Below are 12578 nucleotides of genomic sequence, written 5' to 3'. Positions count from 1 at the left end.
CAACGCCGGGCGCCGGACATGCGCCGGGTTGTGAGGAGGGGAGGCGGGGCGCGAGGGGCGGGCCGCTGCCCGGGCGCGCCTCCCCCCCCCCCCCCCCCGCGCGCCCGGGCCGCGGGGGGGGGGGGGGGGGGGGCGGGGGGGGGGGGGGGGGGGGGCGGGGGGGGGGCCGGCCCCCCGGGGCCCCCGGGGGGGGGGGTGGCTGGGGCGGGGCCCCCCGTGCCCCCCCCCCCCCCCCCCCCCCCCCCCCCCCCCCCCCACTGTCACAAAACTCTTACATTCCTGTCACAAAAGCATAGTCCAGCACCCCTAGCAGGGCGGCACACGGTCCGGCGTTCACCGGGCCTTAACACTGACAGGAGACCCACATGTCCCTCGTGAAACTGACCGCCTCCTCCATGGCGATCGCCGCTGCCTTCACGACCGCTGCCGTGGCCCAGACGCGCGACACCGTTCAGGTTGCCGGTTCTTCCACCGTGCTGCCCTACGCCAACATCGTGGCCGAGGCCTTCGGCGCCGAGACCGACTTCCCGACGCCCGTCGTCGAGGGTGGCGGCTCCTCCACCGGCCTGTCCCGCTTCTGCGAAGGCGTGGGTGAAGGCACGATCGACGTCGCCGACGCCTCCCGCGCCATCCGCGACTCCGAGATCGAGACCTGTGCCGCCAACGGCGTGACCGACATCATCCAGGTCCGCTTCGGCTATGACGGCATCGTCTTCGCCTCCGACATCAACGGCCCCGAGTTCGCCTTCACCCCGGCCGACTGGTACAACGCCCTGGCCGCCGAGCTGCCGATGGATGGCGAGATGGTCGCCAACCCGAACACCAACTGGAACGAGGTCAACGCCGACCTGCCGGACCAGGAAATCAACACCTTCATCCCGGGCACCAACCACGGCACCCGTGAAGTCTTCGAAGAGAACGTGATCCTCGCCGGCTGCGAGGAATCGGGCGCCATGCAGGCCATGATGGACATGGGCATGGACGAAGATGCCGCCGAAGAAGCCTGCATGACCATCCGCACCGACGGTGCCTCGGTCGACATCGAAGGCGACTACACGCAGACGCTGGCCAACCTCGACTCCACGCCCAACGGCATCGGTGTCTTCGGCCTGTCCTTCTACGAGAACAACACCGACCGTCTGCAGGTCGCCACCATGTCCGGCATCGAGCCCTCGACGGACACCATCGCCTCCGGCGAGTACCCGGTCTCCCGTCCGCTCTACTTCTACGTCAAGGGTGCCCACATCGGCGTCATCCCCGGCCTGAAGGAATATGCCGAGTTCTTCGTCTCCGACGACATGGCCGGCCCGGGCGGCCCGCTCTCCGAGTACGGCCTCGTGCCCGACCCGGAACTCGCCGCCACGCAGGACATGGTCGCCAACGAAGAGACCATGTGATCGGCCGACCGGCCTGATCGAGATCACGGGCGGCCGGGGCTTCCGGCCGCCCGCCTGATGATAAAGGACCCCCCATGAGCGGCCTTCTGACCTTCCCGCTGGCATTGCTTGTCGTGCTGGTGCTGTGCATCGCAGGTTACCTGCTGGGCCGCCGCCGCGCCGTGGGGCGGGTCAAGGGCGACACCCGGGCGCTGCATTCCCGGCCGGTCCACCATGGCTGGCACGTGGTGATGGCGACGCTGATCCCCTCCTTCGCGGTGCTGGTCCTCTGGGCCTTCCTGCAGGGGCTCGTCTCCAGCGTCTACCTGGGCACCACGGTGGCCGACGACCTGCCGGAGCTGGCGCTGCCTGAGAGCCAGCGCGAGGGGCTGGAGGACGAGGAGATCGCGGTGCGCGAGGGCGCGCGGCGAGAGCTGTTCCTCGGCAACGTGCGCGTGCTGAACGAGGCCATCTACGGCGCCATCTCCTCCGACGTCATCTCCCTGCCCGAGATCGAGGCCTGGGACGCCGCCGAGACCGACGTGGGCGGCGAGTTGCGCAGCGCCGGGCAGATCGCGCCCATCGGCGTGACCCCGGCGATGCAGGAGGCGGCGCTGAAGCTCTACGGCTTCGAGCGCACCCTCTCCGCCATCGGCCCGCTTCTGGTGATGCTGCTCGCCGCCATCGGCTTCATCTGGGCGCTCAGCCGCATCGACGGTGACTTCCGCGCCCGCAACGTGGTGGAGCGCTGGGTGATGGGGCTGCTCATCTTCGCGTCCACCGTCGCCATCCTGACGACGCTGGCGATCCTTGCCGCCGTCACCTTCCCCTCCATCACCTTCTTCCGCGAATACGGGCTCTTCGACTTCCTCTTCGGCCTCACCTGGGCACCGGCGGGCGATACCGTGGGCGTGCCGGAAGGGCCGGGCGGCGAGTACGAGAGCCTCCTCGGCTTCCTGCCGCTGATCTGGGGGACGCTCTACATCTCCCTCGTGGCGCTGCTCGTCGCGACGCCCCTTGGCCTCCTCGCCGCCATCTACCTCTCGGAATTCGCCGACCGGCGGGTCCGCGCCTGGGTGAAGCCGGCGCTGGAGGTGCTGGCGGGCGTGCCGACCATCGTCTACGGCCTCTTCGCCCTCGTCACCATCGGCCCCTTCCTGCAGGCCGTGGTGGGCACGACGATCATGCCCAACACCGTCTCCGTCATGACGGCCGGCGTGGTCATGGGGATGATGCTGGTGCCCTTCGTCTCCTCCTTGTCGGACGACGTGATCAACGCCGTCCCCCAGGCGATGCGCGACGGCTCGCTCGGCCTCGGCGCCACGCCGTCGGAGACGATCACCAAGGTGATCCTGCCCGCCGCCCTGCCGGGGATCGTCGGCGCCGTGGTGCTGGCCGCCTCCCGCGCCATCGGCGAGACGATGATCGTGGTGCTGGCCGCCGGCGCCCTTTCCAACGTGCAGGGGCTGGAGCCGAACCCCTTCGGCGCCGTCGTCACCGTCACCACGCGGATCGTCGCGGTGCTCACCGGAGAGGCCTCGGGCTTTGACTCCATCGACGTGCTCGCCGTCTTCGCCCTCGCCTTCACCCTCTTCTTCATCACGCTGGCGCTGAACCTCCTCGCCCAGCGGATCGTCCGCCGCTATCGGGAGCAGTACGAATGACCGACATGACTCCCGAAGCGACCCCGCGCGCCGCCCAGTCGCTCTTCACGCGGACAGACAACGTTCGCCGACGCTACCGCCGCGGCTCGGTGCTGAAGTACCTCGGCCTCGGCGCCATCGGGCTGGTGCTCTTCTTCCTCTGCGTCCTGCTCTGGTCCATCCTGTCGCGCGGCATTCCGGCCTTCTTCCAGTACCAGGCCGAGATCCAGCTCTACTACGATCCGGAGATCCTGGAGGCCGACGGCACCGGGCCGGAGGCGCTGGGCGAGCTCTCCCTGCGCTCCGACCTCGAGCGCGGCATCTTCGCCCAGTCCCTGCGGCGGACGCTGGAGGACAGCGGCATCGACACCGCCGCCTTCGATGATGGCGACCTCTCCGCCCTGATCTACGCCGCCAACCGCCGCGACGTGCGTGACGAGCTGGTGGCCGACCCCGATCTCGTCGGGCAGACGGTGACGGTGGGCGTGCCCATCTCGCTCAATATCACACGCTACCTCACGGGCGGGCTGTCCGGTGAGGGCACCTCGGGCATGCCGCCCGGCTTCAACCGCGAGCAGCTCGACCTCATCGACCAGATGGTGGCCGCCGGGCTGGTGGACCGCAACTTCAACTGGGGCTTCTTCACCAACGAATACAGCCAGTCGGGCGAGGTGGCGGGCATTGGCCCCGCGCTGATGGGCTCGGCCTACATGATGCTCGTGGTGCTGGTCTTCTCCCTCGTCTTCGGCGTCGCCGCCTCGATCTATCTCGAGGAGTTCGCGCCGAAGAACAAGTTCACCGACTTCATCGAGATCAATATCGCGAACCTCGCCGCCGTGCCCTCCATCGTCTTCGGCATCCTCGGCGCCGCGATCCTGCTGACGCTGGGAGACCTGGGCTTCGGCTCCTCCATCCGCGGCACGGCGCTCCTCGGCGGCATCGTCCTCTCCCTGATGACGCTGCCCACCATCGTCATCGCCACCCGCTCGGCGCTGAAGGCGGTGCCGCCCTCGATCCGCGATGCGGCGCTGGGTGTCGGCGCCTCCAAGCTGCAGACGGTCTTCCACCACACGTTGCCGCTGGCCATGCCGGGCATCCTGACGGGCACCATCATCGGCATCGCGCAGGCGCTGGGCGAGACGGCACCCTTGCTGCTCATCGGCCTCAGCGTCTCCACCGGGGCCTCCATCCTCTCCTCGCCCTTCACGGGCGGCCTTCTGGAGCAGGCCCAATCGATGCCGACCGTCGTCTATCTCTTCGCGCAGAACCAGGATCTGCCGGTGCGCGAGGGATTGGCGCAGGCGGCCATCATCGTCATGCTGGCGCTGCTGTTCGCGCTCAACATCATCGCCATTCTACTCCGCCGCCGCTTCGAGCGTCGCTGGTAAGGGAGCCGGACCATGAAAGATCAGCGTCTTACCGATCGGGAAGTCGACATGCAGGATATCAAGATCAGCGCGCACGGTGTGCAGGTCTTCTACGGGGACACGCACGCCATCAAGGACGTGGACGTGGAGATCGCCGACAAGACCGTGACGGCCTTCATCGGCCCGTCGGGTTGCGGCAAGTCCACCTTCCTGCGCTGCCTCAACCGGATGAACGACACCATCGACGCGGCCCGCGTCGAGGGCGACATCCGCATCGACGGCGAGGATATCTACGACGCCCGTGTCGATCCCGTGCAGCTGCGCGCCAAGGTGGGGATGGTCTTCCAGAAGCCCAACCCCTTCCCCAAGTCGATCTACGACAACGTCGCCTACGGGCCGCGCATCCACGGCCTCGCCAAGACCAAGGGGGATCTCGACAACATCGTCGAGCAGGCCCTCCGCCGCGCCGCGCTCTGGAACGAGGCCAAGGACCGGCTCGACAAGCCCGGCACCGGCCTCTCGGGCGGTCAGCAGCAGCGCCTGTGCATCGCGCGGGCCATCGCGACGGAGCCGGAGGTGCTGCTGATGGACGAGCCCTGCTCGGCGCTCGACCCCATCGCGACGGGGCAGGTGGAGGAGCTGATCGACGAGCTGCGCTCCAACTACTCGGTGGTGATCGTCACCCACTCGATGCAGCAGGCCGCCCGCGTCAGCCAGAAGACGGCCTTCTTCCACCTCGGCAACCTCGTTGAATACGACGAGACCGGCAAGATCTTCACCAACCCGCAGGACCCGCGCACGGAGAGCTACATCTCCGGCCGGATCGGCTGAGGAAGGACCAAGCCATGAACGATCAGCACATCGTCTCCGCCTTCGACCGCGATCTGGAGGCCATCCAGGCGATGGTCATCAAGATGGGCGGGCTGGTGGAAAGCGCCATCCTCGACGGCGCCCGCGCGCTGGAGAGCCGCGATACCGAGCTGGCCGAGAAGGTCCGTGATGGCGACGCCGCCATCGACGCGCTGGAGGACCAGATCAACGAAGAGGCGGCGCGCTGCATCGCCATCCGCTCGCCCATCGCGACGGACCTGCGCATCGTCCTCTCCGTCCTGCGCCTTTCCGCCGCGCTGGAGCGGCTGGGCGATTACGCCAAGAACATTGCCAAGCGCACGACGATCCTCTCCGGCACGAACCCGATGACGGGCTCGGACGTCACCCTCCGCCGCATGGCGCGCGAGGTGCAGGCGATGCTGAAGGATACGCTCGACGCCTTCGTGCAGCGCGACAAGGCGCTGGCGGAGGATGTCATCCAGCGCGACCTCGACGTCGACCAGATGTACAACGCGCTCTTCCGCGAGTTCCTGACCTTCATGATGGAGGATCCGCGCAACATCACCTCCTGCATGCACCTGCATTTCATCGCCAAGAACATCGAGCGGATGGGGGACCTGGTGACCAACATGGCCGAGCAGGTGATCTACGTCGCCACCGGCGAGATCCCCCGCGCCGAGCGTCCGAAGGAGGATCTGACGGCGCTGCACGGGCCGGATGCCGGCCCGGCGGGAGGCGCCTGATGAGCGCGCACGGCCAGGCGCCGCTGGTGCTGGTCGTCGAGGACGAGCCGGCGCAGCGCGAGGTTCTCAGCTACAACCTGCAGGCGGAGGGCTTCCGCACCAACGCCGCCGCCGATGGCGACGAGGCGCTGACGCTGGTCAGCGAGGAGATGCCGGACGTCATCGTGCTCGACTGGATGCTGCCGAGCGTCTCGGGCATCGAGATCTGCCGCCGCCTCAAGGCCAGGGCGGAGACGAAGGGCGTGCCGATCATCATGCTCTCCGCCCGCTCCGAAGAGGTCGACCGGGTGCGGGGGCTGGAGACGGGGGCGGACGATTACGTCGTCAAGCCCTACTCCCTCTCCGAGCTCCTCGCCCGCGTGCGCACCCAGCTGCGCCGCGTGAGGCCGTCCGCCATGGGGCAGGTGCTCGAATTCGAGGACATCATGCTGGACGCGGAGACGCACCGGGTCCACCGCGGTGGCGAGCTCCTCCGCCTCGGGCCGACGGAGTTTCGCCTGCTGGCGACGTTCATGGAAAAGCCCGGCCGCGTCTGGAGCCGCGAACAGCTGCTCGACCGTGTCTGGGGCCGGGACATCTACGTCGACACCCGCACGGTGGACGTCCATGTCGGCCGCCTGCGCAAGGTGCTCGGGAAGACCGGCGGCGACGATCCGATCCGCACGGTGAGGGGCTCGGGATACGCCTTGGGGTAAGGTCGGGCTCTCGGTGCCCGAGGGCATCGCAGCTTCGGCCGCCTACTCGCCCTCGCAGGCCAGACGTCGCCGCTGCTTCCCCCCGCGCGGAATCAAGCCGCAGGCGCCGCGCGAGCGCCGGCCCGTCCCCGCGGGCTGGCGCTCTGGCTGACGTTAGCACTCAGCAAGCCGCGGGGAGGGGCTTGGCTGACATAAATCGCGCCGCACAGCCGTTGTAGCGCCACCCCACGGGCCGGCGTGCGAGGGCAGTGCATTTGGCGGGTGGTGTGGGAGGGAGCCTCACTCCAACAGAAGCCGGGAAGGTGGGTTGGAACCCCACCCTACGGGGGCTCGCTCGGGGCGAGGGCTCCGGAGACCAGGCCGCCGCTTTTGCCCCAGCGCGGAATCAAGGCCGCAGGCCGCCGCGCGAGCGCCGGCCCGTCCCCGCGGGCTGGCGCTCTGGCTGACGTAAGCACTTGGCGGGCCGCGGGGAGGGGCGTGGCTGGCATAAAACGCGCCCCTCGGATGTTGCGGCGCCACCCCACGGGCCGGCGTGATAAGTGGCCCCTGGTGGCAGGCGCCACCTCCGGCGCCCTCCTAAACCAGCCTCGCAAGAGCGCAGAAGCGCTCCAGCTCGATCTCCTCGGCGCGGGCGGTCGGGGGGATGGCTGCGGCGTGGAGCTTGTCCTCGACGTCGGGGCCGAGGCCCTTCAGAGCCGCGCGCAGCATCTTGCGGCGCTGGTTGAAGGCCATCGCCACCACCCGCTCCAGCTTCGCCGGCTCGGCGGGGTAGCGCGGCTCCGGCAGGGCCGTCAGGTGCACCACGGCGGAGGAGACTTTCGGCGGCGGCGTGAAGGCCGAGGGCGGCAGGTCCATCACGATGCGCGCGTCCGTGCGCCAGCTCGCCAGCAGCGCGAGGCGGCCATAGGCCTTCGAGCCGGGCGTGGCGACGATACGCTGGGCGACCTCGCGCTGGAACATCAGCGTCAGCGACTGCCAGAAGGGCGGCCATGTGGGGGGCGTCAGCCAGCGCACCAGCAGCTCGGTGCCGACGTTGTAGGGCAGGTTGGCGGCGATCTTCACCGGCGCCGAAAGCTTTCCGGCGAGGTCGACGCTCAGCGCGTCGCCCTGCACCACCTCCAGCCGGCCGGGATAGGCGGCGGCGATCTCCTCCAGCGCCGGGATGCAGCGGCTGTCCTTCTCCACCGCCACCACGCGGCGCGCCCCCTGCGCGAGGAGGCCGCGCGTCAGGCCGCCGGGTCCCGGGCCGACCTCGAGGATGTCGGCGCCGGTGAGGTCGCCGGCGGCGCGGGCGATCTTGGCCGTCAGGTTGAGATCGAGGAGGAAGTTCTGGCCGAGCGACTTGCGGGCCGAGAGGCCGTGCGTGGCGATGACCTCGCGCAGCGGCGGGAGGGTGTCGATCTGGCTCATCGGCCGGCGCGGGTCGAGACGGGGGAGGGGGGCGCTGCCCCCCGCCGCTTTGCGGCCCCCCCGGGATATTTCAGGAAAAGCGAGATCAAGAGCGAGACCTCGCCATGTCGGCGGCCATGTGGAGGGCGGCGATCATGGAGGTCGGGTCGGCGCGGTCCTGGCCGGCGATGTCGAAGGCGGTGCCGTGATCGGGCGAGGTGCGGATGAAGGGCAGGCCGAGCGTGATGTTGACGCCGCCGGCGAAATCGATCGTCTTGATCGGGATCAAAGCCTGGTCGTGGTACATCGCGATGGCCGCATCGTAGCGGGCGCGGGCGGCGGCGTGGAACATCGTGTCCGCCGGATGTGGGCCGGTGAGGGCGAGGCCCTCGCCGCGTAGACGGTCGATGAGCGGGGTGATGAAGGCGATCTCCTCGCTGCCCATCCGCCCCTCCTCGCCCGCATGGGGGTTCAGCCCGGTGACCGCGATGCGCGGCGTGTCGAGGCCGAAGTCGCGCTGCAGGGCGGCGTGGGTGAGGCGGATGGTCTCCTCCAGCCCCGCCTCGGTGAGCGCCTCGGGCACGGCGGAAAGGGGGATGTGGATCGTGGCGGGCACGACGCGCAGCTCCGGGCAGGCGAGCATCATCGCCACCGGCACCTGTCCGGCGAGGTGGGCGAGGTACTCCGTATGGCCGGGGAAGGCGAAGCCGGCGCCGCCGATCAGCGCCGCCTTGGAGATGGGCGCCGTCACCAGCGCGCTCGCCTCGCCGGAGGCGGCGAGGGCGGCGCCGCGGGAGATCGCCTCCACCACATGCGCCGCGTGGCCCGGCTGCGGGGTGCCGGGTACGGCCGGGGAGCCGAAGGGCAAGTGTAGGACGGGCAGGGCGCCGTCCGCCACGCCCTCGGCCTCGCCGGGCGCCGAGACCTCTTGCCAGGGGAAGCCGGGGGGCAGGTGGGCCGGATCACCGATCCAGGCAAAGGGCAGGGTGGCGCCGAGCGCCGCCCAGGCCTTCGCGGCGACCTCGGGGCCGATGCCCGCCGGCTCCCCGCAGGAGACGACGAGGCTCATTCGTAGGTGATCGGCGTGCCGGCCGTCAGGTCGGCCAGCAGGGCATCGGCATAGCCGGCGAGCTGCTGCGAGCGCAGGTTGCCGCGCACCACCTCGCGGTCGGCCTCCGCCCCGCCCTCGCGGAACCGGTCGCAGAGCATCAGCAGGTAGCGCCACTGCCCGTCACCGCTGGTGAGGGAGACGGAGGTCTCGTCGGCATCGAGCTTGGCCAGTTCCAGCGCGATGTCCTGCGGCACCTCTCCGGGGGCGCGGCTCTCGACGATGAGCCGCTCCTCCGGCAGGCCGGCGGCGACGCCGTAGAGATCCTGGCAGCTGTCGAGCCGGGCGGCGATGCCGGCGGCCTCGGCGAGGCTTCCCTCGCCGTTCGGGACGAGGAAGATCATGTAGTCGAGCTGCGCCGGCGCGGCGGGGGCGGCGGCCACCTCTCGCACGTCGCGCAGCTGGAAGAGCACGATGCCATTGGTGATCGGGATCGGCGCCGTCACCTCCCCCGGCTCCAGCCCCAGGAAGACGGGGTGCAGCGCGGGGGGATAATTGCTCAGCGGGGCCCAGGGCAGGCGGCCCGACTGCTCGCGGCTGCGCGAGGCGGAGACCTCGCGCGCCGCCGCCTCGAAGGCGGCGAAGCTGGTGATGCCGGCGATCTGCTCGGCCACCCGCTGGGCCTCGGCGGCGCGGTCCGGCGGGGCGGGCAGGATGATCTCGCCCAGCAGCAGCTCGACGCCGGCGGAGTTCGGCTCCGTCGCCTGCAGGGCGCGGTCGACATCCGCTTCGGTGATCGTCACCGCGTCGCCGTAGCGCAGGCGGATGTAGTCGCGCCAGGCGATGTTGACGGAGACGTAGTCGCGGAAGGTCTGCTCCTCGACACCGTTCTGGGCGAGGCGCGCCAGGAACGCGTCGAGCTCGAGGTTGGCATTGGCGGCGATGTCGGACATCGCGTCGCGCAGGCCGTCGTCGGTGAGGGCGAGGCCCGCCCGCTCCAGCGCTGCCTGCTTGACGCGCTCGTCCACCAGCTGCGTCAGCGCCATCTGGTTGATGTCACCCGGGGAGCGGAAGAGCTCCAGCAGCAGGATGCGCTGCTGCAGCTCGTAATTGGTCACCACCCGGTCACCGACGGTGACGATGGGCGCGAAGAGCCCCTGCGCCGTGGCCGGGGCCGGCAGCGCGCCGAAGGCGGCGACGCCGAGCGCGGCCGAGAGAAATATGCTGCGAATGGCCGGCATGGCCCACCCTCCATTGGCCGACTGACGCGGCCTTGTCTGCTCAATTCCCCGGCCCCGCCCGGTCACGCGCGCCCGGGCCGCCCGCCGCTATCGGCTGCAGGACCGGGCGGCGACCGGGCTGGCCGCGCCGGCGCTGAAGCCTTCCAGCGAGACGGAGAGGCCGAGGTCGGTCACCGGCGGGCCGGCGGTTGCCGTTGTGTAGCGGCGCGACAGGGAAAAATCCACACTCACGCATTCGTTGCGCCAGCCGATGCCGATGCCGGCGCGGGCGGCCTGGTCGCTGGCGACGTCATAGCGCCCGTCGAGCCCGAGGCGCCAGCGCTCGTTGATGCGATAATCCGCCTCGACGGACCATTCGGCGACAGGGTCATCCCTACCCTCGTCGTCATCCTCCGGCAGCCAGACATAGGCGGCGCCGAGGTCGATGCGCGGGCTCGTCCAGTTGACCTCCGCCCCCGTCTTGCCGACGCCGTCCTCGGGGTCATAGAGCGTGCGGGCGGTGAAGGTGAGGCCGCCGGGAAATTCCAGCTGGCTGGCGAGCAGCAGGTCGGAGGCGGTGCCGGAAAGGCCCGAGGAATCGGAGAAGCGCGCATCCGCCTCGGCGCGGAAGAGCCGGCCGAAGGTGAGGCGGAGCTGCGCGCCCTCCGGCGTCCGCCCCGTCCAGGCGAGGCCGGCGGCGGCGCGCAAGCCCTCCTCGCGCGCATCCTCGCCGGGAAAGCGCGAGAGGGCGAAGAGGTTGCCCTCGTCGAGCTCGGCGAGGGGGCTGTCCTCGTTCGGCGGGCCGCCGCCGACCGCCTCCGACCAGGCGAGGGCGGCGATGGGCTCCAGCGTCTGGGTGACGGCGCCGGGGCGCACGAAAGGCCAGCGCAGCGTGGCGATGGCCGCCGGCTCCAGCCGGGCGAGGGGGCCGGCGCGCGGGTCGTCGGCGATCTGGTAGAGATCGGCCGTCACGCGCCCCTCCACCTCCGCCACCAGCCCGCCGGGCAGGATGCGGCTCGTCCCCAGCCCCGCCCAGGCGCCAACACGGGAGAGGTCGCGCCCGTCGCCGGGGCGGGCAAAGGCGTCGATGGAGGTGCCGAAGTCCAGCCGCGCCGCGGGGCCGAGGGCGAGACGGCGCTGCCGCTCCCACCGCAGGGCGAGGGGGGGCAGGTCGTCCTGGCTCTCGCCGTCGCGGAGGGTGGTGTAGTAGCTCAGGTCCGCCTCGGTGAGGCTGCCCTCCGTCACGCCGGTGAGGCGAATGGCTGAGGTCAGCAGGTCCTCGTCGGAATAGCCGTAGGTGGCGAGGTAGGCGCGGTCGGAGGCAAGGCGCAGGTCCATCTGCAGGGCGTAGCCGCCGCCGAGATCGAAGCCGGCATCGGCGAAGACGAAGCCGCGCGGGTCCCCCGGCGCCAGCTCGTCGTCGCTGACGGCGCCGAGGATCGTGAGGTCTCCCGCGAAGAAGGCCTGCCGGTAGCGCGCCTCCAGCGTGCGGGTGAGGGCCGAGAGGTAGGGGGTGAGGGTGAGGTCGCGGCTCTGCCCGAGGGTGATGAAATAGGGGAACTTCAGGCCGAAGCCGAGCCGGTCGGAGCTCTTGATGTCGGGGATCAGCAGGCCCGTGGCGCGGTCGACCGAGGGGTCGGGCAGGCGCAGGCGCGGGATGTAGAGGATCGGCAGGCCGCGGACGTGGAAGGTGGCCTCCTCGAACCAGAGCTGGTGGGCCACCTCGTCATGGGTGACGCGGGCGGCGCGGATCTCCCACAGGGGCGCACGGCCGGCGCAGACCTGGCAGGAGGTGGCGACGGCGCGCGTCAGTTCCGTCAGCTCGCCCTCGCGGCGGATGGCGGCGGCGGCGAGCTGCAGGCGGCGGTCGAGCACCAGCCGGGCGCCGAGGAGGAGGCCGCGCTCGAGGCTGGACGACAGCTCGGCGCGGGTGGCGGTGAAGATGTCCCCCTCCGGCGTCTCGATGAAGATCGGGCCGGTGATGGCGAGCTGGTCCGTCCGCTGGTCATAGGTGAGCCGGGCGGCGGAGAGGCGGGTGCCGTCGTAGAGCACCTCGACATTGCCCTCGACGATCAGCGTCTGCCCCTCGACCGTCAGGCTGTCGGCGACGAGGGAGGGGAGCCCCTGGGCGAGGGCGGGCAGCGGCAGGAGGGCGAAGAGGAGCAGGGCGGCACGCAGGAGCCACGCGCGGAGGTGGCGGGGGCGCAGCGCCGGCCCCGCCTCCCGCCCACCCACCCCGGCGGGGCCGGCGCTGTTTGTGCGCTGA

At 70.7% G+C, this 12578-nt stretch carries 10 protein-coding genes; 6 read left to right on the top strand and 4 right to left on the bottom strand.

Features of this window, described 5'->3' with window-relative positions; genetic code table 11:
- Positions 1-365: 365 nt before the first annotated feature.
- From GY170_RS11755 to phoB, 6 genes are all read left to right on the top strand, one after another.
- Positions 366-1397, top strand: a complete 1032-nt coding sequence (locus GY170_RS11755; protein ID WP_163893728.1) for a PstS family phosphate ABC transporter substrate-binding protein — start codon at positions 366-368, stop codon at positions 1395-1397.
- Positions 1398-1471: 74 nt separating this feature from the next.
- The gene (gene pstC, locus GY170_RS11750) at positions 1472-3040 is read left to right on the top strand and encodes a phosphate ABC transporter permease subunit PstC (RefSeq protein ID WP_163893726.1); all 1569 of its coding nucleotides are present in this window, start codon (positions 1472-1474) and stop codon (positions 3038-3040) included.
- Positions 3037-4407 carry a phosphate ABC transporter permease PstA gene (pstA, locus tag GY170_RS11745; RefSeq protein ID WP_163893724.1) on the top strand — a complete coding sequence of 457 codons (1371 nt, stop codon included), beginning with the start codon at positions 3037-3039 and terminating at the stop codon, positions 4405-4407. Before pstC ends, pstA begins: the two co-directional genes overlap by 4 nt.
- Positions 4408-4419: 12 nt before the next feature.
- The gene (pstB, locus tag GY170_RS11740; RefSeq protein WP_163893722.1) at positions 4420-5217 is read left to right on the top strand and encodes a phosphate ABC transporter ATP-binding protein PstB; all 798 of its coding nucleotides are present in this window, start codon (positions 4420-4422) and stop codon (positions 5215-5217) included.
- Between the two features lie 14 nt (positions 5218-5231).
- On the top strand, positions 5232-5960 hold the full coding sequence (phoU, locus tag GY170_RS11735; protein WP_163893721.1) for a phosphate signaling complex protein PhoU: 729 nt from the start codon (positions 5232-5234) through the stop codon (positions 5958-5960).
- Positions 5960-6655 carry a phosphate regulon transcriptional regulator PhoB gene (gene phoB, locus GY170_RS11730; RefSeq protein WP_163893719.1) on the top strand — a complete coding sequence of 232 codons (696 nt, stop codon included), beginning with the start codon at positions 5960-5962 and terminating at the stop codon, positions 6653-6655. The genes phoU and phoB overlap by 1 nt, the downstream gene beginning before the upstream one ends.
- A 576-nt stretch (positions 6656-7231) precedes the next feature.
- On the opposite strand, the gene rsmA is transcribed toward phoB, so the two are convergent.
- The 4 genes from rsmA to GY170_RS11710 form a co-directional block, all read right to left on the bottom strand.
- Positions 7232-8065: a 16S rRNA (adenine(1518)-N(6)/adenine(1519)-N(6))-dimethyltransferase RsmA gene (gene rsmA / locus GY170_RS11725; RefSeq protein ID WP_163893717.1), complete on the bottom strand. Its 834-nt coding sequence runs from the start codon at positions 8063-8065 to the stop codon at positions 7232-7234.
- Between the two features lie 85 nt (positions 8066-8150).
- Positions 8151-9113 (bottom strand): 4-hydroxythreonine-4-phosphate dehydrogenase PdxA, encoded by a 963-nt coding sequence (gene pdxA, locus GY170_RS11720; protein ID WP_163893715.1) that lies wholly within the window; start codon positions 9111-9113, stop codon positions 8151-8153.
- Complete coding sequence (locus tag GY170_RS11715) at positions 9110-10333, bottom strand: peptidyl-prolyl cis-trans isomerase (protein WP_163893714.1); 1224 nt, start codon at positions 10331-10333, stop codon at positions 9110-9112. Before GY170_RS11715 ends, pdxA begins: the two co-directional genes overlap by 4 nt.
- Before the next feature lie 87 nt (positions 10334-10420).
- Positions 10421-12547: an LPS-assembly protein LptD gene (locus GY170_RS11710; protein WP_235937837.1), complete on the bottom strand. Its 2127-nt coding sequence runs from the start codon at positions 12545-12547 to the stop codon at positions 10421-10423.
- Positions 12548-12578 lie beyond the last annotated feature (31 nt).

The sequence above is a fragment of the Pseudoroseicyclus tamaricis genome (genome assembly GCF_012070395.1).
GTDB lineage: Bacteria > Pseudomonadota > Alphaproteobacteria > Rhodobacterales > Rhodobacteraceae > Pseudoroseicyclus_A > Pseudoroseicyclus_A tamaricis.
The sequence above is the reverse complement of the archived record's forward strand: the minus strand, read 5'-3'. Positions and strand labels throughout refer to the sequence as shown.